Here is a 23,424-nt window from a genome sequence, read left to right on the forward strand (position 1 = left end):
GCGCTAATGCTGAAACTCAACCTGCTCTTTCAACTTCTGCAAGCTGCGCTCAAAATTACTACCCGCAATATCATTTGCAAACATCGCAAGATATGGACTCAACAAGCCAGCACTAAGGCTACCTTCGATCGTCCACTTAACCAAAGTACCGCCTTTGCTTTCCTGCAAGTCTATTTGATTATGCACTAAGTTTACCTTCGGTTTAGGACGCACATCAAAACGCACGACATCCTCAGATGATTCAGTCACCGATAAAACACCCTGCTCGGTTGTTTTATCATAAAACAAGGCAACAGAATCACCTTTACCCAAAACACCTTCAAATGAAGCCACTTTACCATCCTGAACAAACATCCAATCTGGTAAACGATCCCCTTGAAGTATATCTTGGTAAACCACATCACGAGGAGCATTAATAATCACACTACGCTCCACCCGATAATCTGCCGGCATAAAAAAACCAACTACCACTAAAAACAAGATAACTAACGCTGAAATACGCGTTACCTTTCTCAGCTTATAAAGAGCAGCTGGATGCGATAAATTACCCGCCATTAAGAATCCTTCAAAATACGATATTCCGCCGACATAGCATGCGCCTCTAAAGATTCTCCACGAGCCAAAGGAGAAGCAATTTTTGCCAACTCACTCGCCCCTTCAGGCGAACAATAAATCAAAGAACTACGCTTTTGGAAATCATAGACACCCAAAGGTGATGAAAATCTTGCCGTACCAGACGTTGGTAAAACATGATTTGGTCCTGCACAATAATCACCCAATGCTTCTGGCGTATGACGCCCCATAAAGATCGCACCAGCATGACGGATTTTTTCCGCCCATTTCTCAGGTTCATCAATAGATAACTCAAGGTGCTCAGCAGCTACTATGTTCGCAATATCCATAGCTTCATCCATATTTTCAACATGAATGAAGGCTCCACGACCTTCTAAAGAAGCTTTAATAATATCTTTGCGACTTTGAGTTTCAATCAAACGCTCCATAGAAGCTTTTACATCTTTGATAAAAGCTAAGTCAGGAGAAATCAAGATAGACTGGGCGTCTTCATCATGTTCCGCTTGAGAGAATAGGTCCATGGCAATCCAATCAGGATCCGTCTTACCATCGCACACAACAAGGATTTCAGAAGGTCCGGCAATCATGTCGATACCGACAACACCAAACACCATCTTCTTAGCTGTGGCCACATAGATATTACCTGGGCCAACAATCTTATCAACTTTTGGAATAGTTTCAGTACCATACGCCAAAGCCGCAACAGCCTGCGCACCACCAATAGTGAATACACGATCCACACCAGCAATATACGCCGCGGCCAAAACGATGTCATTAACCAAACCATCTGGTGTTGGAACAACCATGATAATTTCGCCAACACCAGCTACTTTAGCAGGCATAACATTCATCAATACAGAAGAAGGATAAGCCGCTTTACCACCTGGCACATAAACACCAACACGATCTAAAGGCGTTACTTTTTGACCAAGCACGGTACCGTTATCTTCTTGATACTGCCAAGATGGCTGCTTTTGACGTTCATGATAATCATGAACGCGCTTTGCTGCCGCTTCCAAGCTAGCCACTAACTCAGCACTGACTCGACCTTTTGCAAGAGCCAACTCTTCACGTGAAATTTCAAGCTCAGCAGAAGAAACAACATGACGACGATCGAAACGATTGGTGAATTCAATAACCGCCTCATCACCCTTAAGACGAACTTGCTCAACAATATCGACCACTGCCTTTTGTACGCCTGCATCAGACACTGAGTCCCACGCAAGTAAAGACTCTAGTTCAGAGCGAAAACCAGCAGAACTAGAAGAGAATTCTCGAATATTCAGGTTCAATTATTTGCCCTCGTTATCTTCAACCGCACGTCTTATCATTTCTAGGATAGGCTCGATTTCAGAATACTTCGTTTTATAAGCCGCTTTATTGACCACCAAACGTGTACTGATTGGCGCGATCAACTCACGAGCCTCAAGACCATTTGCTTTTAGCGTATTGCCTGTATCAACGATGTCCACAATAAGATCAGCCAAGCCCATAATAGGCGCCAATTCCATCGCACCATATAGCTTAATGACATCAGCCTGAATACCTTGCTCAGCAAAATACGCCTTCGCTGTTTTGATAAACTTCGAAGCAACTTTCAAACGTCTATTAGGCAATGGCTGACCAACAACGCCTGCCGTCATCAAACGGCATTTCGCTATCTTAAGATCCAGCAGCTCGTAAAGATTTTTTGTGGATGCTTCCATCAACACATCTTTACCAGCAACACCAAAGTCTGCCACACCATGATCAACATAAGTCGGTACATCAGTCGCACGCAAAATAACTAGCTTGATATGCTCATGATTGGTATCGAATATTAATTTTCGGCTTTTACTAATATCTTCAACTGGAACAATATTCGCTTTTTCTAAAAGCGGTAAAGTTTCACCAAGAATGCGCCCTTTCGACAGCGCAATCGTTAATGTTTTACTCATATTAATTTAAGACCCGTGAAATTTTCGCACCCAATGAACCGAATTTCTCTTCAATACACTCATAGCCACGGTCAATATGATAGATACGATCAATCTTTGTATCACCCTCCGCTACTAAAGCAGAAAGCACCAAACTTGCAGAAGCACGTAAATCCGTCGCCATTACTGGCGCGCCTTTCAAACGCTCACAACCACGAACGATTGCAGTGTTACCATTTACTTCAATATCGGCTCCCATGCGAAGCATTTCATCTACATGCATGAAACGATTTTCAAAGATATTTTCGATAACTCGACCAACGCCGTTTGCAATTGAGTTCAAGGCAACAAACTGTGCTTGCATATCTGTTGGAAACGCAGGGTACGGCGCAGTACTGATGTTTACAGCATTTGGACGACGCCCTTCCATATCCACTTCAATCCAATCATCACCACAAGTCACTTTCGCGCCAGCCTCTTCCAATTTAGAAAGAACAGCCTCAAGCGACTTAACATTGGTATCAATAACACGCACTTTGCCACCAGTAATAGCAGCAGCAACCAAGAAAGTACCTGTTTCAATACGGTCTGGCATCACTGGATAACTGGTACCATGCAAAGCTTCTACGCCATCAATAATAATGGTATCTGTACCATGTCCCTTAATTTTAGCGCCCATTGAAATTAGACATTCAGCCAAATCAACCACTTCAGGTTCACGCGCCGCGTTTTCTAAAATAGTTTGTCCATCAGCCAAAGTCGCTGCCATCAACAGGTTTTCAGTTCCCGTTACTGTCACTTTATCAAAAAAGATACGAGCACCTTTAAGACGACCATCAACGCTTGCAATAATATCGCCGCCTTCTACAGCGATTGTTGCACCCATGGCCTCTAAACCACGCAAATGCAAATCCACTGGTCGACTACCAATAGCACAACCACCAGGAAGTGATACAACCGCTTTACCAAAATGACTGACTAAAGGACCAAGAACCAAAATAGAAGCGCGCATGGTTTTAACAAGATCATAAGGCGCTTCGCAATTATTAAGAGTCGAAACATCCAGCTGAACACTCATTTTTTCGTCAACAACAACGCCACATCCCATAGAGCCAAGCAGCTCAAGCATGGTGGTAATATCGTGTAAATGAGGAAGGTTTTTAATTGTGATCAATTCTTTAGTTAACAAGGTTGCCGCTAAAATTGGCAACGCAGCATTTTTCGCACCAGAAGCACGAACAACACCATTAAGCCGAGTACCACCGGTAATCAGAAGCTTATCCATATTTTTAATCTCTTATAATAGCTTTTATAGCTTGCTTATTTGTTCTGGCGTATAGGTTTTCATTGTAACGGCGTGAATGGCGCCACTGGAAATAGCTTCTTGAAGATGTGAATACACAAGCTGCTGCCTCTTAACCGTTGACAGCCCCTCAAACTCACTTGTCACTACAACTACTTGAAAATTACAACCTTCTCCCTCTGCAACCACTTCACAGTTGCGGATAGAGGATTCCAAAAGTGCTTTAACTTCACCTGCGTTCACAGTCGCTCCAATATATAAAATATGCTCGATTCCCCTATTCTACATGAGTACAGCCAACTACTTAACACCTCTAAGCCTAACTCTGAATAAAAAACCACTTGTTTTCTAAGATTTTAATCAAGACTGACAATGCTCCCTCCCAAAAAACAAAAAATCCGAACCCATTTAATGGGTTCGGATTTTATTGCTCACAATAAAGCCAGATTTATTGAATTAAGACTTCTTCGCTAGAGACTCTCGCCAAGCAGAAATAGCCAACTCAATGTCATTCTTATTCTGCTCCATCATGACACCAAACTGCTTACGAAAGGTTAAGCCAAAGTTAATGTTGTTAATCACAACATTACTCAACATCCATACACCTTTTTTAGACTCTTCCATGAAAAAGCTGATATTTAACATGCCGCCAGATTCCATCTGGAAGTCAACGTCAACTTTGGTTTCTTTCCCCCTACCTTGAGGCCCTAGAGGTAAAACATTAATTCGATCTGCATCCAGCTCAAGCAAGGAAGTGCCGTATGTTTTCAACAAGGTATCTTTAGTAACACTGGCAAAGCGAATACGCTGCTCAGGCGATGCTCTTCGATAATATTTTCCCATCACTTTTTTGGAAAAATCATCAAAATCGACCACATTCGCCAAGATATTATCAACTCGCTTCTCTAATAAAACCGGATCTTTAGACAACACCGCTTTATCAGCAACGATATCTGTTCGAAAAGCGTCAACCACTTTAATAACCGTATCCCTTGCACCATCAACGTCAGACCAAGTTACACTTGACCCAAGCAAGGAAAAAACAAAAACAACACCAGATAAAATCTTAGACATATATTACTTCTCCGAATCGCCGCCTTTGAACAAGAACTGACTGATCAAAGTTTCTAAAACCAGGGCGGATTGGGTATCAAAAATTTCACTGCCATTTTTAAGCATTTCATCCTCAGCCCCAATAGAAATACCTAAATACTTCTCACCCAGCAAACCACTCGTCAACACTGCAATAGAACTATCGGTAGGAATATTATTAACGTCCGAATCAATATTCATTGTTACCAAAGCCATATACAACTTCTTATCAAACGTAATTGACTCAACATTACCAACCGCCACGCCAGCAATAGAGACTTTAGCTCGATTTGTGAGCCCTGCAATATCATCAAACCTAGCAACGACCTGATACGTGTCTTTCTTGCTAGAGAAGGCAAGCCCACTCACTTGAACGGCCAAATAAACAAGAGCAACAACGCCCAATACAATAAAACACCCTACCAACAATTCTGAACGCTTACTTCTCATGCTAAAAATCCCCAAACATAGCGGCGGTTAATACAAAATCTAAAGCCAAAATAGCCAATGAACCTAAAACCACTGTACGAGTGGTTGCTTTACCAATCCCTTCAGAAGTGGGGACACACTCATAACCTTGATAAACAGCGATCCATGTAACAACAACTGAGAAACATAACGCCTTAATAAGGCCATTCATAATATCAGTATCAAAATACACAGACTGCTGCATTGATGACCAGAAAGCGCCATCATAAACACCTAACCATTCAACAGAAACAAGATGTCCGCCAAGAATACCCGACGCAGAAAAAATCAAACTCAAGATAGGCAAGCAAATCACACCAGCAATAAAGCGAGGCGCAATCACCCGTCTTAGAGGATCAACACCCATCATTTCAAAACTGGATAATTGCTCCGTTGCTTTCATCAAACCAATTTCAGCCGTCAAAGATGAGCCAGCACGTCCAGCAAACAAAAGCGCCGTAACCACTGGAGACAACTCCCTCAACAAAGAAAGCGCCAGCAGCTGTCCAACCGCTTCTTCTGAGCCAAACTTAGCCAAAATACTGTAACCCTGAAGCGACAGCACCATGCCAATAAAAGCACCTGAAACAATAATAATAACGAGAGATAACACCCCAACAGAGTAAAGCTGCTTCACTAGCAAATTTACAGACTCTTTAAACCGAACAGGCAACCTAAAAATACTTTGTACCAAAAATATTCCGGCTCGACCAACGGCTTCAAGCCAATCCAGTAGCGACGCCCCCAACAACTCAATGCTTTTCATAATGCAGCCCTACTAGAAATACTTTCTTCTGGATAATGGAAGGGAACAGGACCATCAGGTTCACCATTCAAAAACTGCTTTACCTCAGGGTCATCAGAAGCACGAATTTCGTCGGCAGAACCCTCAGCAATCACTCGCCCACCAGCTAAAATACACACATGATCAGCAATAGAAAGAGACTCTTCAACATCATGAGATACAAGAACAGACGTCATATTTGCTGAATCATTAAGCTGGCGTATCAACTTAACAAGAACCCCTTTAGAAATAGGATCTTGCCCAGTAAAAGGCTCATCGTACATTACTAACTCTGGATCCAAAGAGATAGCACGGGCTAACGCAACACGTCTAGCCATCCCTCCAGATAATTCCGACGGCATTAGATTAGCGGCACCGCGTAAACCAACGCTATAAAGCTTATCAGAGACAATACCCGCTATTGTTTTTGCATCCAGCTTGGTGTGTTCTTCCATTGGAAAAGCAATATTCTCAGCGACAGTCATATCACTAAACAAAGCACCACTTTGAAAAAGCATGCCCATTTTTTTGCGCACCTTATAAAGTTCAGAGCGGGACAAAGCGTGAACATTTTGACCGTCTACTAAAATAGTGCCTGAGTTTGGTGCGAGCTGCGCCGCAATTAAACGTAGCAATGTCGTCTTCCCCGTCCCACTAGGACCCATCACCGCAGTAATCTTACCTCTTGGAATAGTAAGTGATACGTTCTCATAAATAGAACGCTCTCCCCTTGAAAAACTAACATTTTGGACCTTTATATAAGCATCTACCACTGACACACCTTTTTAATCCCTATCAAATATGGCCCGATACTAACATCGCCCCCCAACAAATAAAATCATGACACAGCCAAATCCACTTTGTTTATAAGATCAAGCCTTGAATTTCAACGCCAAACCTCATTAAATGGTACTCCCTGTATCTTTGAGTAATATCAATACCATGCTGTTGTTTTCTATCGCCCTAATTGTAGGGTTAGTTTTGCTCGTAATGAGTTCCGACAAATTTATAGAACACTCTGCGCTTGTAGCAGAGAAACTGAATGTAAATCCAATGATAATAGGGATTACGTTAGTCGCGTTCGGCACATCCGCACCAGAAATGGTCGTTTCGGCCATTGCGGCACTTGATAACGCACCAGAAATAGCAGTTGGCAATGTGCTTGGCTCGAACATTGCCAACATCGCACTTGTCTTCGGCATCACATTATTATTCTCAGCAATTCCAATCGCCTCCGGACTGTCCACCAAAGAAGTCCCTCTCGTATTAGCTATCACCCTGCTAGCAGGTTTTTTACTGTTTGATCAGACTCTTGGCGTATGGGATGGCGTGATTCTAATTGCTGCTTTTATTATTATCCTGACAATATTGCTAAGAGGCAGTAAAGATTTAGAAAAAGATTTAAAAGAAGGCTTACCAGAAGACGATGGAACCTCTGTCAGCAAATCCCTCATCATTGCACTAATCGGATTAGCTGTATTGATAGGAAGTTCTAAATTACTTGTCTGGGGTGCAATAGGCATAGCAACCGCTTTAGGCGTAAGCGAATTAGTTATAGGCCTTACTATCGTTGCAGTTGGAACCAGCCTACCTGAACTAGCGGCTTCAATTAGCAGCGTCAGAAAAGGCCATCACGATATAGCAATTGGCAATATATTGGGATCAAACATCTTCAACTTGGCCACCGTATTACCACTACCAGCCCTTATTGCTCCAGGACTAGTAGATCAAAGCGTGATAAGCAGAGATTTCCCTTGGGTTTTAGGCCTAACAGTTGCTCTCGCTCTTGCCATTTTCATTTTCAAGAAAACGAAAAACAACAGTATCCCTAGATGGGTAGGCTTACCGCTTATTGCTTCTTATGGTGTTTATTTATTTATTATTAGCTCAAACGGTTCGGTGTAATGCTTTCGTTAAAAACACTAACAAAACCCAAAAGCCTTTTAATCATTGGGGCTACTTTAATAGTAGTAGCCTCTTTAGGTTGGTATGGGGCAGCACCTATACAAAACCTCGTTCAAACAGACTCATTGAGCAGCTCTCCAGACTACTTTATAACTAATGTCAAAGTTAAAGAGTTTGATGCTGACGGACTTCTGATCGAAACACTTGACGCTAAACAAACGCTGCACTACATAGCAAAATCCACAACACTCTTAGAAATGCCGAACGTCGAGCGCTACTCAAAATCAGGTCATTGGAGCGCAAAAGCAGATAAAGGGGTTATTGAAGACGGAAGTAATGATATTCTATTAACCGAAAATGCCAGAGCGACTAAAAAATACCTTCAATCTGAAGATATAAAGCTAAGTGCAGATAACATACATTATTTAGATAAAGATCAATCACTAACCAGCTATGGAAATGCAACGCTTATCTCCACTCAAGGAGAGACTTCTGCTGGCACAATTACAACATATATAAACTCAGAAGAAGTCGTGATGACAGGATCTGTACGAGGAAAATATGAAACGATTCATTAACGTCAGCGTGTTGCTTACTTCAGCCCTAATTGGCCAATACGCATACGCACTACCTGAAGACACAACCAAGCCATTAGAAATACAAGCTGATGAGGCATCATTCGACCAAAATTCAGGCGAAGCAATATACAAAGGCAATGTATTTGTTAAGCAAGGTACCATTGAAATTCAGGCCCAATACCTTAAAGTAACAACAGACGCTAAGACCCGAAAATTTAGCAGCCTAGAAGCCACAGGAAAACCTGCGAAATTCAGTCAGCAGATAGACTGGAGCGGCAACATTGTTATCAGTAAAGGCAATGAAATACATTATTTAACCAGCGAATCAAAATTAGAAATTATTGGTGATGGTTACCTAAGCAGAATGCAGAACTCCATCACCGCAGACTACATCCTCTACATGATTGATGACGGCACATTCAGTGCTGAGAAAAAAGATTCAGGGCGCGTATCAATGACCTTACAACCGCAAGCGCCAAAAGATAAACAAGCACCTGAGAATAAAAAATAGATGGCACTACTAGAAGCAAAACACCTTGCGAAGAGCTACAAAAAACGCCAAGTCGTAAAGGATGTATCTATTTCCGTTGAGTCTGGCCAAGCCGTTGGCCTACTCGGCCCTAATGGCGCGGGTAAGACCACCTGTTTTTATATGATAGTTGGCATGGTAGCAAACGACGCTGGCGGCATATTTATTGATGGCCAAGACATCACTCATGACGCCATGCATACTCGTGCTCAAAAAGGCATTGGCTACCTCCCTCAAGAGGCATCTATTTTTAGGAAAATGTCTGTAGAAGATAATATCCTAGCCATTTTAGAAACCCGCAAAAAGCTAACAAAAGCACAGCAACAAGAAAGACTAGAAGAACTCTTAGAAGAGTTTCATATCACCCATATTCGCACCAACCTAGGAATGGCACTATCAGGAGGAGAAAGGCGCCGGGTTGAAATAGCGAGAGCGGTTGCCATGAACCCAAAATTCATCCTACTTGATGAACCCTTTGCTGGCGTAGACCCTATCTCAGTTGGTGACATAAAACACATAATCAAACATCTCCAAGAAAGTGGAATCGGTGTCTTAATTACCGATCACAATGTCAGAGAAACACTAGACATCTGTGATAAAGCTTACATTGTTGGCAATGGTTACATCATTGCATCTGGCGATGCCAGTACCGTCATCAACAATGAACAAGTAAAAAAGGTCTATTTAGGCGACGACTTCCGTCTGTAACCCCTTATCATTGCTGTAGAAAGGGAGTAGTATGCATAACTCGTTCCAATTCATTCAAATAGAAGAAAGAGTTGCTCTATGAAGCAGTCTTTACAATTAAAGCTTGGTCAACAGCTGACTATGACGCCACAACTGCAACAGGCTATTCGCTTGCTGCAGCTTTCTACGTTGGATTTAAAACAAGAAATTCATGAGTTTCTTGAATCGAACCCATTGCTTGAGCTCGACGACGACGAACAAATTCATCACGACATCCCTGCAAGCATAGAATCAAAAAGCGCTGCCGATACAACAGTCGACAATAATAGCGAAGAACCACGCGTAGAATCTGAGTGGACAGAAAGCATCCCTGAAGAACTATCCATAGATAGTAACTGGGATGATACCTATCAAAGTTCTGCAGCTGTCAGCGATCACAACAGCTACGAAGGCGATAGCGACTTCGAAAGCCGTAACGCACCAGCAGAAAGCATCCAAGACCATCTTATATGGCAATTAAATTTAACCCACATGTCAGATCGCGACATTGAAATCGCTTACGCCATCATTGAATGCGTTCAACCTGATGGCTACTTAAGCATTTCTCCCGATGACATCTGGGAATCTCTCGGCACTGAATTAGAAGATCTAGATATTGAAGAAGTCATTGCAGTGCAGCATAGATTGCAGCGCTTTGACCCTGTAGGCGTATGCTCAATTGACCTACGCGACTGCCTTCTTGTGCAACTAGAAGCATTCCAAAGCCACCCGCTGTATAAGAGCACATACAATCTTATTGATCATTACCTACCATTATTAGGTAATCGAGATTTTGCTCAGTTGAGCCGTAAGACAAAGCTCAAAGACGAAGCACTAAAAGAAGTCGTCAATTTGATTCAACAGCTCAACCCACGCCCAGGCTCAGTTATTGACGCTGACGACACGGACTACGTTATTCCTGATGTCACAGTGAAAAAACGCCATGACGTATGGCAAGTGGAACTAAATAATGACGCTTTGCCGCCCATCAAAATCAATGAGACTTACTCAGCGATGGCTAGCACTGCAGCAGCAACAGCAGAAGATGTGACTTACATAAAAACATCTCTTCAAGAAGCAAAATGGTTCATGAAGAGCCTACAGAGCCGCAACGAAACTTTATTAAAAGTGGCAAGCTGCATTGTAAGTCGACAAATTGATTTCTTCGAACTAGGGGAAGAAGCCATGAAACCCATGGTTCTTCATGATGTCGCAGAAGAAGTAGGTATGCATGAGTCAACTATTTCTAGGGTAACAACACAGAAATACATGCACACACCAAAAGGCATCTTTGAGCTGAAATACTTTTTCTCCAGCCATGTAAACACCGCCTCTGGCGGAGAATGTTCTTCTACCGCAATACGAGCTATGATTAAAAAGCTTGTATCGGATGAACCGGCGAAAAAACCGTTAAGCGATAACAAGCTAGCTGCTATTTTAGCAGACCAAGGCATACAGGTTGCTCGACGCACTGTAGCCAAATATCGAGAGGCGATGAACATCCCTCCTTCCAATGAACGAAAACGACTGATCTAAACGGAAACCATTTTATCATGTCCTTGAAATCATTATTAAAAGCGGAACTCGTTCTCGCAAAACAAGATATTGTTAGTAAAAAACGAGTACTTGAAAGCATTGCTGAAGTTGCTTCCAATCGACTGCATTGTGACAACGAAGCTGTCTATGACGCACTACTAGGTCGTGAAAAGCTAGGTAGTACAGGCATAGGCAACGGCATAGCTATTCCACACTGTCGCCTAGAATCTGCAAACCATACCGCTATTGTCGTTATGTCATTGCAAACTCCGATTGATTTCGATTCCATCGATAAAAGAGCGGTAGACTTAATATTTGCATTAATTGTTCCACCTCATGAGTGTGACCAACACCTTGCAACACTAGCTCAAATAGCAGAACTTGCCCAATCTCCAGAAGCACTGGATAAATTGCGCACAGCACAGACCAATGAAGAACTATTCAATATATTTGAATCACTAATATAGGAAAAAAGCATGCAGGAAGAGTCCGTCACGATCATAAATAAACTTGGCTTGCATGCTCGCGCTGCTGGCAAATTGGTTGAAACAACCACTCGCTTTTCTTGCGATATCACCATAGAAAAAGATAGCCGAAATGTTGACGGAAAAAGCATCATGGCGATGATGATGCTTGCTGCCGGCAAAGGCACAGAAATTCGCATCAAAACCAATGGTGAAGACGAGTTAGATGCAATAAAAGCGGTAATAGAATTAATAAATAATCGTTTTGGTGAAGACGAGTAAGACTTATATGTCAGAGCAAAACACTCTAAATCACCTCCAAACGGTCACCGAATCGCTCGAATCCGGTACCACCATGCAAATCCGTTATTTACTTAACGGCGCTTTGCCCGCACAGGATGTTGCTCGTCTATTAGAGTCTTCTCCTCCCAAAGAGCGTAAGCTTCTTTGGGAGTTAATAGAAGCCAAGAATGAAGGCGAAGTACTTCAATATCTAAGCGAAGATATTGGCGTACAATTCATGAAAAACATGGATACAGAGCGACTTATCGCCGTATCCGAACATTTTGAAAGCGATGACCTTGCAGACTTACTGCAACACCTACCAGAAAAGGTCGTAAAAGAAGTTCTTGCGTCAATGTCCACGCAAGACAGAACAAGAGTTGAAGCACTATTAAGCTACTCGGAAGATTCTGCTGGCGGCTTGATGAATACGGACACCATCACCATACGTCCAAACATTACCGTCGATCTAGTGTTTCGCTATTTACGCAGACACTCAACACTACCAGACATGACAGACAACTTACTGGTTGTCAGCCGTTCAGATCGCCTTTTAGGAATACTTCCACTTACCAAACTACTGGTATCAGATATTAGCGCTACAGTGCGCGATATCATGGAAACAGAATTCACCGTCATTGACGCAGAAACGCCTGCCAGCGAAGTCGCGCAGCTTTTTGAAAAAATGGACCTAGTATCCGCTCCCGTTATTGACAGCAAAACTAAAAAACTACTTGGCCGCATCACCATCGATGACGTTGTAGACGTTATCCGTGACGAAGCCGAACACTCCATGTTAAGCATGGCGGGTCTTGATGATGACGAAGATACCTTCGCACCCATCATGAAAACCACCAAGCGACGCGCAGTGTGGCTTGGCATAAACCTAATAACCGCCTTTACAGCGTCTTACGTTATCGGCTTATTCCAAGAGACACTAGACCAAGTTGTCGCATTAGCTATACTCATGCCAATCGTTGCTAGCATGGGCGGTATAGCTGGCTCTCAAGTACTGACACTGGTCATTCGCGGTATCGCACTAAATCAGATAGGCTCTACCAATACTCGCTGGCTACTTAATAGAGAGCTCATTGTTGGACTCATAAATGGCCTTGTTTGGGCAACAGTAATAGCCGCACTTACCGCACTTTGGTTTGACAACATCAAGATTGCCTATATCATTGCAGGCGCTATCATAATAAATCTGCTTTTTGCAGCGGCCACTGGTACACTTCTGCCAATTCTACTAAAAAAAATTGGCATCGACCCCGCCCTAGCCGGCAGCGTAATTTTGACTACCGTGACCGACGTGGTTGGATTTCTATCCTTCCTTGGTCTCGCTACTATTTTTCTAATATAGGTTCCCATGACAGATTTTGATCAATTTGAAAACAACGACGAAGAAATCCCTAAGAGCAAAACCCAGATCAAGCGTGAAATGGAAGCCCTGCAAGATCTTGGAAAAAAACTACTAGGCCTAAGCAAAAATCAGCTTAAAAAAGTGGAAATGTCTGACACTCTACGCGAAGCATTCGTTGAAGCTGGCCGCATAAAGCAACATGAAGCCATGAGAAGACACTTGCAATACATCGGCAAGGTAATGCGCACAGAAGATCACGAAGCCATAGCGCACCGTGTAGCGCTTTTCGATTCCACTTCTGCCGCTTACAACAAGCTATTTCATCAGCTTGAGATTAAACGCGACATGCTAATTGGCGAGAACAGCAAAGAAGTACTGTCTGAATACTTAGAAGAAAACCCACAGATTGAAGACATCCAACTGCTTAGACAGCTTATTCGCCAATCTCAGAAAGAAGTGTCACAAGAAGGAAACACCACAAACCGTAAAAAACTTTTCCGTTTCTTACGTGAAGCCGAAGAAAAGCGTCTTGGTTTAATGGAATAATCTTAAACTCAAGTCCAAAGATCGACGCTATACATTGATAATGGCGTATCCGTACATAAAATTGCCCGTCTTTAAGATGGGCTTTTTTATGCCCACTCCCTACTAAAAACTAACGCCCACAAAAACTCGAACTCGCCGTGCAATTTATTGTCTTAGTCTACAGCGATAAGGCATGACATAATTTATGCTATTAACGTCCATTATAGTGACAGGAGAACAAGTCTTATGAGTAAACCATACAACAAGCTTACACCTGTAGAAGCTAGTGTAATCCTTGATAAAGGCACCGAACGCCCATTCACTGGAGAATACACCGACACAATGGAAGGCGGCCTGTATGTTTGTCGCCAATGCGAAGCGCCGCTTTACACCTCAGAACACAAATTCATTTCTCACTGCGGCTGGCCAAGTTTTGACGACGAAATCCCCAATGCTGTAAAACGCGTACCAGATGCCGACGGCCGTCGTATAGAAATAGTCTGCGCCAATTGCGAAGGCCATCTAGGTCATGTATTTGAAGGGGAAAGACTCACTGAAAACAACATCCGCCACTGCGTCAACTCCATCTCCATGAAGTTCGTAAGCCAAGGTTGATCACTTAGTCCAAGCGCTAAAACAATAAAACCGCCCAACTGGCGGTTTTATTGTTTCTATAACTGTTTTATTGGTGGCGTCTGAAACACAAAAAAATCACCTGAAGCCGTTACTTTAAAAACAACACAAGACAGCTCTTAAGTCATGACCCTCTTACTAAATGTGTAAAACTTGGCACTGAACGATCAAGCTTTATTAGCAAATCTTCGACTGTGATCTCCGGATCTTTATAGTTCCCTTACATCGAATCTGACTCTTGCTCAAAGTTAGCAATTAAACTAAGAGTCTCTTCTCTTGATCCCTTGGCACTAGAAAGCTTCTCCTTGAATAGCAGTACATCTGCCATTTTTACACGATGATGTGCGCTCTACTTCTTGCTTTATCTTATCTAAGGCGACGTAAATAAAAACGAGATATTGAAGCACCAGATATCATAATAATCTCTTAAATATCTTTTGGCACTCGTGCAACGACATGTGCGCTTTCTTGTAAACGAGATGTCTTATAACTTTCTCCTTGGCCGAACAAATAATAACATTTAGTGTCCGCCAAACCTGTACCTATTAAAAATGGGAATCTATCTATATATCAAATTCTCTTTCAGTAATCTGTGTAAATTTAGGAAAATTATTGAAAAATCAAACGATAATGATTATCATAATTAACTTTAATATTTTATATGGAAGTTGAGCACCCATGAAACCGAATATAAATCTGACATCCCTACTTCTTTTGGCGACCACCACCCCATTCTCGATCGCTTCAATTGCACAAGATATCAGTACCTCTGTAGAGCTGGAGGCAGTAAAAGTTACTGCCACTCGCCAGGGCATGGAAGTCAAAGAACTCGCCCACTCTGTTACAGTGATTGACCGCCAGCAGATAGAGAATCAGTATCAGACCGCCAGTAACCTAGGCGAGATTCTTGCCAAAACAGTTCCTGGAATGGCGCCTGCTAGCAAGACTTTAACTAACTATAATCAAAGCATTCGTGGTCGAAATCTTCTAGTGCTGATCGACGGCATTCCTCAAAATACCAATCGAAACGTCAGTCGTGATTTGATGAACATCGATGTTGCTAATATCGAACGAATCGAAGTCTTACGCGGCGGTAGCGCTGTTTATGGCAGCGGCGCGGCAGGCGGAGTAGTCAACATAGTAACACGCCAGAATGAGCATAAAGCCACCAGCACCATTGGACTAAAAAGCGCCCTTTCCGAACTAGATAGTGACGGTCTCAGTTATCGAGGAGAGCAGTATGTTGCCAATGGAGATGAAAATTTCGACTACAACTTCAACCTAGCATGGGAAAGCACTAACTCCTTCTTTGATGCTGACGGAGACCGCATCGCTCCTGAACCTAGCCAAGGTGACATGTCCGATACGAATAGCTTGAGTTTAGCCGGTAAAGCACGCTGGTTTACAAAAAAAGGCACCTTTACTCTGTCAGCGAATCACTTTGACGCGGAGCAAGATTCAGATTATGCTTCCGCCCCTTCGGTCGCAGCCCTACCTGCAGGGAGTGTTAAAGCTCAGGCGATTCCAGGCTTACAGCTAGACAAGCAAAACCGCACCCGCAACACCTTATTAAATTTAGCATGGGAAATGGATAAGACTCAGCTAGGTAGCCTTGATGCTCAAGTTTATTACCGGGATTATCACGCTCGTTTCACACCTTTTGATGGACGGACTATCAGTACATGGAATTCCTTAGCCCAGAGCTACCTAAACAGTGAAAGTATGGGGAGCCGTTTAACATTTAATACAGACCTTACTAAGGCGAGCCGTTTGCGCTGGGGTCTAGATATGAATCGGGAAAAATCAGAAATGCCTGTGACGACTTTTGATGGCACAGCTTATGATAATAGCAACGGAACGGTCTTTATCGACACTGGGGACCGAGTCTTTGTACCGCCCATTACACAAGACAATATCGGCGCGTTCGCACAGTTTGAAAGCAATTTGACAAATGACTTACGCTGGGAAACAGGGGCTCGCTATGAGTATGTCTCAGCTTCATTTAATGATTTCACGACCCTTGGTCAGGGCAACACTATTCATGGTGGTGATGTTAGTTACGATGATTTCTTGTTTAACACTGGCCTGATTTACTTTATAAATGACTCCACAGAATTATACGGAAATTTTTCCCAAGGTTTTGAACTCCCAGACATAGGCCTGCAACTCCGTTATGCAGCTAATGGTTTCGACATCACAAACTCCGAGTTAAAGCCCATTAAAACGGACAATTTCGAAATTGGGATGCGCAATGATTGGGGGGATACGCAGACTAGCATTGCCGTATTCTACAGCACATCAGATTTAGGGCAGACCACGATTCAGAATCTTTCGCTGGCACTGCCTCGCTCTGAAGAGCGTATCTATGGACTTGAGCTGACAATGGACCATCAACTTGATGACAACTGGAAATTGGGAGGCTTGTTAACGTGGACGGAAGGTAAGCGTTATGACGAAAGCGCTGGTCGTTGGAAAGCTCTGAACGGCTACCGTATTGCGCCACTCCAAGTGCACGCCTACACAGAGTACTCACCGAACAATCAATGGTTCCATCGCCTGCAGGTGAACTACAGCGGTGCTCGTGATGACGCCTTTGAAGATAAAATTGGCTTTGGCAGCAATAAAGTTGATGCTTACACGACAGTTGATTACAGCGCTCGCTATCAAGTGGCAGCACACACGCTTAGTTTAGGTATTGAGAATCTGTTCAACGAAGATTACTACACGGTATATGGCCAGTTGCTTCGCAATGGCAACAACCAAAGCCATGTCTCTGCATCAGGTACTACTGTAAAAGCCAGTTATCAATACCAATGGTAAGAACAACCATCATCTTAGCCCTCTCTCTAATGCTGTCGACTTGCCTGTATTCGGCTGACACAGTACTTAGCAACTGCTTCCCAGTGAGTCATTCACTGGGAAGCAGTTGCGTTAGCCCAAACCCCATGCGAGTGGTGGTATTAGACACTGGAGAGCTCGATATTGCCCTGGCCCTGGGGGTGACGCCAATCGCTGCGACCACCCCTTATCAAGTTGGCAATTTTCCAGACTATCTACCTCTAGAAGGCATCGAGCTTATTTCCCTAGGCGTGGTACAAGAGCCAGATCTAGAACGACTCATGACATTAAAGCCAGACCTTATTCTTGGCAGTCGGCTGCGCCATGGCAGACTCTACCCGTTGCTATCATCCATCGCGCCTACGGTATTTACCGATAAAGTGGGGGCGACATGGGCCGATAATGTGCGCCTCTTTGCTAAAGCATTAAACCGAGAAAATACTGCCGAGGCGTTACTCAATAAAATCGACCACCACTGCCAACAAATACTAGCGGAATACGAAATAAAGGGGCGTCCCGAATTATCGATCGTACGATCACTACAAACCCACATTAGGCTCTACCTGCCCGACTCGTTCATCGGTTCGGTTATGGCGCGCTGTGGCTTACAGCGCCCTAGCTCGCAGTCTGGTCCCGGCTTCGCTCGACGACTACGCTCGCCGGAACAGATCGATTTACTAGACGGTGATATAGTGCTGCTAAGTGAATATTCCCCTAAGCAGGGATCATTGGCGCGTCGATGGCAGCGAACGCCCTTCTGGTCGCGACTAGAAGGGCATCTCTACAAGATAGATGACAGCTACTGGATGCTAGGCATAGGCCCTCTTGCTGTTGAGCATATTCTAGATGATTTGGAGCAGATTATTCATGACTATCCTATCAACTGAGCGCAGCCTATTCTTCCTGCTGATCGCTCTTCTTACGTTACCTCCCGCTATATTGCTCGCTGGGGAACACGGTTACAGCGCTATGTCCCTATTAAGTTTGCTGCGTGGTGATACAACGAGCATAAGCGATATGGATTATTTGGTGCTGACCGAGCTACGCCTTCCTAGGCTATTCGCTGGGTTGCTGGTGGGCGCAGCACTTGGCTGTGCTGGCTGTCTACTACAGCGAATGACGGCCAATCCGCTAGCAAGCCCTGGGTTACTTGGCCTTAATCAGGGGGCAGCGTTAGGGTTAGTCTGCCTAATCATTTCCCCTTTGCCATTCCTACCTCTGTATGCTTTTATAGCGGCATTAAGTGGGGCATTCTTGGCAATGGTCTTAGTATTCGGCGTGGTAAGGATTACAACCGGAGCGATTGCAGCGGAAAACCTATTATTGTTTGGCGCTTTACTCAGCACACTGTTTGGCGCTTTGACCACCGTTGCCCTCATACTCGATCAACACGCACTCGATGCCATCCGTTTTTGGCTAGCAGGCTCTTTATCCTTGATTGAAAGAAGCCAGATTGGCCCTTTAGCGGCTCTTGTATTAACCGGACTGATACTTGCTGTATTTTCAACTCGATCATTACAGCTACTGGAATCCGGTCACGATACCGCACGTGGTCTAGGTGCCAATCCACGCACGATCTTAATCATGGTCAGCGCCATTATTCTGATATTAACCGCGACGTCAGTAGCCGTTAGTGGCCCTATTCTGTTTATTGGTCTAATCGTGCCGCATCTTGCACGCCTTTGGATTGGCGAACGGATACTTGATCAGCTTCTGGGAAGTACACTTCTGGGCGCTTTGCTACTACCGTTAGCGGATTTCGCCGTATTTCTGTTAGACAGTGATGACCGAATCCCGCCAGGCGTAGCACTTGCGATACTCGGAGTGCCTTGGTTTATGTGGTTAGTAAAAAGGAGATATCGAAACCAATGAGCATACGACTCACACCGACATTCTGCCTAGGCTTATTACTACCAATACTCGCACTCTGTATGCTAAACGGTAGCATCGATACATTGCCGCTCTTTATGGAGCAACAGCAGCGACAACTGATGATGCAGATTATCACCGAATTACGACTACCAAGAGTGATTGTGGCAGCTCTAGTCGGAGCAGGATTAGGTATGGCTGGCCTGTTACTGCAAACACTTTCCGGCAATCGGCTCGCAGATCCCAGTATTATTGGCGTGAATCAGGGCGCAGCGCTCGCGGTCGTACTGGGTATCCTCATCATGCCAGAAATGCCACCTCAATGGCTGCCGCTGCTGGGAGTCGCTGGCGGCCTAACAAGTGTGATTGTGCTATGGCGATTGTGTCGTGGGACCCCCCCTATTGCGTTAATCCTGATGGGGGTCGGCCTCAGTAGTTTATTAGGTGCACTCATCGGTTGCCTATTGATTCTGTCAGAAACACAACAATTGGCGATGGTTATGACTTGGCTCTCAGGAAGCTTTGCTTCTACCAATCACAGCACCTTGGTTAGCACACTTGTTTGGTCGTCAGTTCTGCTTCCTGCCTCTTGGCTACTCTGTCAAAGGCTTGGTCCTTTACTACTTGATCCACTCAGTTCTAGAATGCTTGGGGCGCGAACAGGGGCGATAGAAGGCCTGTGCTTGTTGATGGCCTGTGCTCTTGGTGCTGTGGCAGTGGCTGCGTCCGGCACACTTGGCTTCGTCGGCTTACTAGCTCCACATCTCGCCCGATTACTGCATCCTCCTCATCCAGAAAGGCTGGCCCTCCCGGTTCTGATATACGGTGCGCTCTTAACGATGCTAGCTGACCTATTGGGGCGCAGCCTATTCGCTCCAGTACAGTTACCTGCAGGGTTAATGCTGGCGATGTTAGGCGTACCGGTATTTATTCTACTGCTGCTTTGGCAGCAACGTATTCGCGGATAATGACTTCATGAATAATCATACGATTCGAGCTACAGACTTAAAAGTAGGATATCGCGGGACTCCGCTGATAGAAGAAGCCCTGTTTACCATTCCTGCTGGGTGCATTACCGTTTTATTGGGAGCTAACGGCTGCGGGAAGTCGACCTTACTGAAATCCTTAGCAGGTTTACACCCCTTGCAGGGAGGGCAAGTTTGGATAGGAGACTGGCAACAATATGCAACTTCCGCTCGGCAAATGGCTAGACGGCTTGCCTTTTTGCCTCAACACCCAACAGCACCGGACACGCTTACGGTTGAAGAATTAGTTATGATGGGGCGCTATCCTCACCGACGAGCATTACTCCCCCCTTCTACCAAAGATCGAACTGCCGTGGCAGAAGCTCTTAAACAAACCAAGATTCAAGATCTAGCAAAGCGTTCTATCGGGGCATTGTCAGGAGGACAGAGACAACGAGCTTGGTTGGCCATGGTTTTGGCCCAAGAAACCGATATTCTCATGCTAGATGAACCCACGAGCTATCTAGATTTGAGCCATCAGTATGACCTACTCAATCTCATTCGGCAGCTCAATCTAGACCATGGGAAAACGCTCGTACTGGTTCTCCATGACCTAAACCAAGCCTTTGAGTTTGCCGATCACCTGATTTATATGAAAAAAGGGAAAATCATGGCGCAAGGCTCACCAACTGAAACGGTAACACCAGCGCTGATCGAAGATATATTTGATTTAAGCTGTGACATCCTGCCACACCCGCAGGCTTCCTGTCCGCTGTTAATTCCCTTAGCAAACCGCCATGGTATGCTAAGATCCGTTACAAAATTAGAAACAGTCTAACTCAGATAACTTCCTCCAAACCTTCCGCTGCTGCGTTGTTACAGCCCATTAAAGTCGCTGTAACTTCGCACCTAGGCGTCAGTGCCAAACCTCTCTAGCCCTAGGCAAACATATAAAACTTATAACCTTACAACTAAAAACTATTGATAATCATTATCATCTTCATTAATATTCAATGATCACAACATGGATAAGGTGAGAAAAAATGATCAAAGAAAATATGGCAAGCTGCATCGGAAACACTCCATTAGTTCGACTTTCAAAGGTATTTTCAGATAGTGATGTGACTGTCTTAGCTAAATTGGAGCTAATGAACCCTGGTGGGAGCATCAAGGATCGACCTGCAATGTATATGCTAGACGCAGGAGTTCAAACAGGCACCATCAAACATGACAGTCATATCATTGAAAGCTCATCAGGCAACCTAGCTATAGCGCTTGCAATGATATGCAAGATGAAAGGCCTCAACTTCACTGCGGTTGTCGATCCTAAAATTTCGCCAACCAACCTCAAAATTCTAAAACTTTTTGATGCAAACATCGTGATCGTTTCTGAAAAAGATGAGAATGATGGCTACCTATTGACTCGAATTAATACAGTTAAACAACTCCTCAAATCAATCAGGAAAGCGGTTTGGATCAACCAATACGCAAACCCAGATAACTGGCGCAGTCATTACTATGGGGAAGGCAGCGAAATTCTAAATCAAATCGATCAAAAAATTGATTATCTGGTTATCGGAGCAAGCACGTCAGGGACGCTAATGGGGGTATCCCGACGCCTTAAAGAAGCATTCCCTGATATGAAGGTAATTGCGGTCGATATTATTGGTTCAGTCTTATTTGGAGGTAAGTCTGAGCCTCGAGAAATTCCAGGTATCGGCGCTAGCCGCGTTCCTGAACTTCTCTCAATAAATGAAGTAGATCAAGTGGTTTATGTCGACGATTTTGAATCAGCATTAGGCTGCCGTCGTTTGATCGCTGAAGAAGGAATTTTTGCTGGTGGCTCAAGCGGTTCAGTAATTTCTGCAATCGAAAAAATTCTTCCTAATATTCCAGCTGGTAAATGTGTTTTAACACTACTACCCGATCGCGGAGACCGCTATCTAGATCTCGTATATGACGACTCATGGTTCAAGATGGTACGTGAACGCCATTTCAATAAACAAGAAAACATCCAGCAAAAAGACCCAATTGAATAATAAGGAGATTCATCATGACTCAAGCAGCTACACTTCGTTATCTTAGTCAGTCAGACCTTCGAGAACTAGGCGCCAATCATAGTAATGCTTTTATTGAAGCGATCGAAGAAGGATTGAAACTGCATGCGGATGGAAATTTCGTTCAACCGCTTAAGCCTTATCTACGTTGGCAAAGCGCTGATCATATTGCCGATCGCATTATTGCAATGCCTTGCTATCTAGGTGGCGATAATCCTATTGCAGGTATTAAATGGATCGGATCGCGTCAACACAATCCTACTAAATTCAACCTTCCTCGTGCCAGCGCTCTTATCATTCTGAATGATGCTCAAACCAATTATCCAGTAGCAGTAATGGAAGCAAGCTTAATCAGTTCCATGCGTACAGCGGCAATCACTGGGGTAGCAACAAAATATCTCGCCAAGAAAAACTTCGCTGATATCTCAATCATTGGCTGTGGCCCTATTGGACAGATGCAAGTTAAAACCCTTCTTGAGCAGTTCTCTCAAATCAAAACGATACATCTTTTTGATGTAAATATGTCCGCTGCAGACAAGTTAATTTCCCAGTTCGCTACAGACTTCCCAGCTACCAAGTTTTCAATCCACGAATCGGCACAGTCTGCCATTGAGCAGGCCGATGTATTGGTGACATGTACTGTCTCAGAAAAACCATACATCCCATTCGAGTGGCTTAAGAAAGGTTGTTTCGTTTCCAACATCTCGATCATGGATATTGAGCGTGATGTCTTTCTGAAAGCTGACAAAGTAGTGGTCGACGATTGGGACCAATCGAATCGAGAAAAAAAAGTGATCAATCTGCTAGTTGAAGATGGGTTATTTAGCCGAGAACAACTACATGCTGAGCTAGGTGAAATCATCTTAGGTAACATCAGGGGCCGCGAAACTGACGATGAAATAATCCTCCTCAACCCGATGGGGATGGCGATCGACGACATCGTTTGCGCTCGCTGGTTTTACCAAGCTGCTGAGAGCAAGAATGCCGGTACTGAATTAGCGCTGTTCTAGGAGAAATAACT

General features: G+C 44.0%; 26 protein-coding genes. 17 read left to right on the plus strand and 9 right to left on the minus strand.

From position 1 onward, the window contains the following. Positions 1 to 3 precede the first annotated feature (3 nt). The 9 genes from TY87_RS20025 to TY87_RS20065 all read right to left on the minus strand — a co-directional run bounded on the left by TY87_RS20025 (position 4) and on the right by TY87_RS20065 (position 6,915). Positions 4 to 555, minus strand: coding sequence for an SRPBCC family protein (locus TY87_RS20025; RefSeq protein ID WP_100188414.1), 552 nt, complete (start codon positions 553 to 555; stop codon positions 4 to 6). Next, a complete protein-coding gene (hisD, locus tag TY87_RS20030; protein WP_100188415.1) occupies positions 555 to 1,865 on the minus strand; it encodes a histidinol dehydrogenase in 1,311 nt (436 codons plus the stop codon). The genes TY87_RS20025 and hisD overlap by 1 nt, the downstream gene beginning before the upstream one ends. After that, on the minus strand, positions 1,866 to 2,510 hold the full coding sequence (hisG, locus tag TY87_RS20035) for an ATP phosphoribosyltransferase (RefSeq protein ID WP_012070108.1): 645 nt from the start codon (positions 2,508 to 2,510) through the stop codon (positions 1,866 to 1,868). It lies immediately after the preceding gene. Position 2,511: 1 nt separating this feature from the next. Continuing rightward, positions 2,512 to 3,774: a UDP-N-acetylglucosamine 1-carboxyvinyltransferase gene (gene murA / locus TY87_RS20040; RefSeq protein WP_072839858.1), complete on the minus strand. Its 1,263-nt coding sequence runs from the start codon at positions 3,772 to 3,774 to the stop codon at positions 2,512 to 2,514. Between the two features lie 24 nt (positions 3,775 to 3,798). Beyond that, positions 3,799 to 4,035 carry a BolA family protein gene (locus TY87_RS20045; protein ID WP_012070110.1) on the minus strand — a complete coding sequence of 79 codons (237 nt, stop codon included), beginning with the start codon at positions 4,033 to 4,035 and terminating at the stop codon, positions 3,799 to 3,801. Positions 4,036 to 4,248: 213 nt separating this feature from the next. Further along, positions 4,249 to 4,866 (minus strand): MlaC/ttg2D family ABC transporter substrate-binding protein, encoded by a 618-nt coding sequence (locus TY87_RS20050; RefSeq protein WP_072839857.1) that lies wholly within the window; start codon positions 4,864 to 4,866, stop codon positions 4,249 to 4,251. 3 nt (positions 4,867 to 4,869) lie between these two features. Continuing rightward, positions 4,870 to 5,334, minus strand: coding sequence for an outer membrane lipid asymmetry maintenance protein MlaD (gene mlaD, locus TY87_RS20055; RefSeq protein ID WP_072839856.1), 465 nt, complete (start codon positions 5,332 to 5,334; stop codon positions 4,870 to 4,872). Position 5,335: 1 nt separating this feature from the next. Next, the gene (gene mlaE, locus TY87_RS20060; RefSeq protein ID WP_100188416.1) at positions 5,336 to 6,118 is read right to left on the minus strand and encodes a lipid asymmetry maintenance ABC transporter permease subunit MlaE; all 783 of its coding nucleotides are present in this window, start codon (positions 6,116 to 6,118) and stop codon (positions 5,336 to 5,338) included. Beyond that, a complete protein-coding gene (locus TY87_RS20065) occupies positions 6,115 to 6,915 on the minus strand; it encodes an ABC transporter ATP-binding protein (protein WP_084122376.1) in 801 nt (266 codons plus the stop codon). Before TY87_RS20065 ends, mlaE begins: the two co-directional genes overlap by 4 nt. A 127-nt stretch (positions 6,916 to 7,042) precedes the next feature. Here TY87_RS20065 and TY87_RS20070 point away from each other — a divergent pair, with 127 nt between their 5' ends. The 17 genes from TY87_RS20070 (at position 7,043) to sbnB (ending at position 23,413) form a co-directional block, all read left to right on the plus strand. Continuing rightward, a complete protein-coding gene (locus tag TY87_RS20070) occupies positions 7,043 to 8,041 on the plus strand; it encodes a calcium/sodium antiporter (protein WP_100188417.1) in 999 nt (332 codons plus the stop codon). Continuing rightward, the gene (gene lptC, locus TY87_RS20075) at positions 8,041 to 8,619 is read left to right on the plus strand and encodes an LPS export ABC transporter periplasmic protein LptC (RefSeq protein ID WP_100188418.1); all 579 of its coding nucleotides are present in this window, start codon (positions 8,041 to 8,043) and stop codon (positions 8,617 to 8,619) included. Before TY87_RS20070 ends, lptC begins: the two co-directional genes overlap by 1 nt. Continuing rightward, complete coding sequence (gene lptA, locus TY87_RS20080) at positions 8,603 to 9,130, plus strand: lipopolysaccharide transport periplasmic protein LptA (protein ID WP_072839852.1); 528 nt, start codon at positions 8,603 to 8,605, stop codon at positions 9,128 to 9,130. Before lptC ends, lptA begins: the two co-directional genes overlap by 17 nt. Continuing rightward, positions 9,131 to 9,856 (plus strand): LPS export ABC transporter ATP-binding protein, encoded by a 726-nt coding sequence (gene lptB, locus TY87_RS20085; protein ID WP_012070118.1) that lies wholly within the window; start codon positions 9,131 to 9,133, stop codon positions 9,854 to 9,856. It begins immediately after the preceding gene. A gap of 78 nt (positions 9,857 to 9,934) precedes the next feature. Further along, positions 9,935 to 11,410 (plus strand): RNA polymerase factor sigma-54, encoded by a 1,476-nt coding sequence (locus tag TY87_RS20090; RefSeq protein WP_072839851.1) that lies wholly within the window; start codon positions 9,935 to 9,937, stop codon positions 11,408 to 11,410. A gap of 17 nt (positions 11,411 to 11,427) precedes the next feature. Further along, positions 11,428 to 11,877 (plus strand): PTS IIA-like nitrogen regulatory protein PtsN, encoded by a 450-nt coding sequence (gene ptsN, locus TY87_RS20095; RefSeq protein WP_012070120.1) that lies wholly within the window; start codon positions 11,428 to 11,430, stop codon positions 11,875 to 11,877. Positions 11,878 to 11,886: 9 nt separating this feature from the next. Continuing rightward, a complete protein-coding gene (locus tag TY87_RS20100) occupies positions 11,887 to 12,156 on the plus strand; it encodes an HPr family phosphocarrier protein (RefSeq protein WP_012070121.1) in 270 nt (89 codons plus the stop codon). 7 nt (positions 12,157 to 12,163) lie between these two features. Further along, positions 12,164 to 13,516, plus strand: a complete 1,353-nt coding sequence (gene mgtE, locus TY87_RS20105) for a magnesium transporter (RefSeq protein WP_100188419.1) — start codon at positions 12,164 to 12,166, stop codon at positions 13,514 to 13,516. Between the two features lie 6 nt (positions 13,517 to 13,522). Beyond that, entirely contained in the window at positions 13,523 to 14,062 is a 540-nt protein-coding gene (yjgA, locus tag TY87_RS20110) for a ribosome biogenesis factor YjgA (protein ID WP_100188420.1), read from the plus strand. Between the two features lie 225 nt (positions 14,063 to 14,287). Next, a complete protein-coding gene (locus TY87_RS20115) occupies positions 14,288 to 14,656 on the plus strand; it encodes a methionine-R-sulfoxide reductase (RefSeq protein WP_072839848.1) in 369 nt (122 codons plus the stop codon). 696 nt (positions 14,657 to 15,352) lie between these two features. Further along, positions 15,353 to 17,494, plus strand: coding sequence for a TonB-dependent receptor (locus tag TY87_RS20120; protein ID WP_100188421.1), 2,142 nt, complete (start codon positions 15,353 to 15,355; stop codon positions 17,492 to 17,494). Then, on the plus strand, positions 17,488 to 18,399 hold the full coding sequence (locus TY87_RS20125; protein WP_100188422.1) for an iron-siderophore ABC transporter substrate-binding protein: 912 nt from the start codon (positions 17,488 to 17,490) through the stop codon (positions 18,397 to 18,399). The genes TY87_RS20120 and TY87_RS20125 overlap by 7 nt, the downstream gene beginning before the upstream one ends. Next, positions 18,380 to 19,384: a FecCD family ABC transporter permease gene (locus TY87_RS20130; RefSeq protein WP_157789928.1), complete on the plus strand. Its 1,005-nt coding sequence runs from the start codon at positions 18,380 to 18,382 to the stop codon at positions 19,382 to 19,384. Before TY87_RS20125 ends, TY87_RS20130 begins: the two co-directional genes overlap by 20 nt. Next, positions 19,381 to 20,349: a FecCD family ABC transporter permease gene (locus TY87_RS20135; RefSeq protein ID WP_100188424.1), complete on the plus strand. Its 969-nt coding sequence runs from the start codon at positions 19,381 to 19,383 to the stop codon at positions 20,347 to 20,349. Before TY87_RS20130 ends, TY87_RS20135 begins: the two co-directional genes overlap by 4 nt. Positions 20,350 to 20,356: 7 nt before the next feature. Continuing rightward, a complete protein-coding gene (locus TY87_RS20140) occupies positions 20,357 to 21,184 on the plus strand; it encodes an ABC transporter ATP-binding protein (RefSeq protein ID WP_100188425.1) in 828 nt (275 codons plus the stop codon). Positions 21,185 to 21,389: 205 nt separating this feature from the next. After that, positions 21,390 to 22,385, plus strand: coding sequence for a 2,3-diaminopropionate biosynthesis protein SbnA (gene sbnA / locus TY87_RS20145; protein ID WP_100188426.1), 996 nt, complete (start codon positions 21,390 to 21,392; stop codon positions 22,383 to 22,385). Positions 22,386 to 22,399: 14 nt separating this feature from the next. Continuing rightward, positions 22,400 to 23,413, plus strand: a complete 1,014-nt coding sequence (gene sbnB, locus TY87_RS20150) for a 2,3-diaminopropionate biosynthesis protein SbnB (protein ID WP_100188427.1) — start codon at positions 22,400 to 22,402, stop codon at positions 23,411 to 23,413. Positions 23,414 to 23,424 lie beyond the last annotated feature (11 nt).

It is taken from the genome of Marinomonas sp. BSi20584 (genome assembly GCF_002792415.1).
In the GTDB taxonomy this organism is placed as follows: Bacteria; Pseudomonadota; Gammaproteobacteria; order Pseudomonadales; family Marinomonadaceae; genus Marinomonas; species Marinomonas polaris.

Coding starts and splice junctions, on each gene's coding strand:
- TY87_RS20025 (WP_100188414.1), bottom strand. CDS start 555: ATGGCGGGTAATTTATCGCATCCAGCTGCTCTTTATAAGCTGAGAAAG.
- hisG (WP_012070108.1), bottom strand. CDS start 2,510: ATGAGTAAAACATTAACGATTGCGCTGTCGAAAGGGCGCATTCTTGGT.
- murA (WP_072839858.1), bottom strand. CDS start 3,774: ATGGATAAGCTTCTGATTACCGGTGGTACTCGGCTTAATGGTGTTGTT.
- TY87_RS20050 (WP_072839857.1), bottom strand. CDS start 4,866: ATGTCTAAGATTTTATCTGGTGTTGTTTTTGTTTTTTCCTTGCTTGGG.
- mlaD (WP_072839856.1), bottom strand. CDS start 5,334: ATGAGAAGTAAGCGTTCAGAATTGTTGGTAGGGTGTTTTATTGTATTG.
- mlaE (WP_100188416.1), bottom strand. CDS start 6,118: ATGAAAAGCATTGAGTTGTTGGGGGCGTCGCTACTGGATTGGCTTGAA.
- TY87_RS20070 (WP_100188417.1), top strand. CDS start 7,043: ATGGTACTCCCTGTATCTTTGAGTAATATCAATACCATGCTGTTGTTT.
- lptC (WP_100188418.1), top strand. CDS start 8,041: ATGCTTTCGTTAAAAACACTAACAAAACCCAAAAGCCTTTTAATCATT.
- lptA (WP_072839852.1), top strand. CDS start 8,603: ATGAAACGATTCATTAACGTCAGCGTGTTGCTTACTTCAGCCCTAATT.
- lptB (WP_012070118.1), top strand. CDS start 9,131: ATGGCACTACTAGAAGCAAAACACCTTGCGAAGAGCTACAAAAAACGC.
- TY87_RS20090 (WP_072839851.1), top strand. CDS start 9,935: ATGAAGCAGTCTTTACAATTAAAGCTTGGTCAACAGCTGACTATGACG.
- ptsN (WP_012070120.1), top strand. CDS start 11,428: ATGTCCTTGAAATCATTATTAAAAGCGGAACTCGTTCTCGCAAAACAA.
- TY87_RS20100 (WP_012070121.1), top strand. CDS start 11,887: ATGCAGGAAGAGTCCGTCACGATCATAAATAAACTTGGCTTGCATGCT.
- mgtE (WP_100188419.1), top strand. CDS start 12,164: ATGTCAGAGCAAAACACTCTAAATCACCTCCAAACGGTCACCGAATCG.
- yjgA (WP_100188420.1), top strand. CDS start 13,523: ATGACAGATTTTGATCAATTTGAAAACAACGACGAAGAAATCCCTAAG.
- TY87_RS20115 (WP_072839848.1), top strand. CDS start 14,288: ATGAGTAAACCATACAACAAGCTTACACCTGTAGAAGCTAGTGTAATC.
- TY87_RS20120 (WP_100188421.1), top strand. CDS start 15,353: ATGAAACCGAATATAAATCTGACATCCCTACTTCTTTTGGCGACCACC.
- TY87_RS20125 (WP_100188422.1), top strand. CDS start 17,488: ATGGTAAGAACAACCATCATCTTAGCCCTCTCTCTAATGCTGTCGACT.
- TY87_RS20130 (WP_157789928.1), top strand. CDS start 18,380: ATGACTATCCTATCAACTGAGCGCAGCCTATTCTTCCTGCTGATCGCT.
- TY87_RS20135 (WP_100188424.1), top strand. CDS start 19,381: ATGAGCATACGACTCACACCGACATTCTGCCTAGGCTTATTACTACCA.
- TY87_RS20140 (WP_100188425.1), top strand. CDS start 20,357: ATGAATAATCATACGATTCGAGCTACAGACTTAAAAGTAGGATATCGC.
- sbnA (WP_100188426.1), top strand. CDS start 21,390: ATGATCAAAGAAAATATGGCAAGCTGCATCGGAAACACTCCATTAGTT.
- sbnB (WP_100188427.1), top strand. CDS start 22,400: ATGACTCAAGCAGCTACACTTCGTTATCTTAGTCAGTCAGACCTTCGA.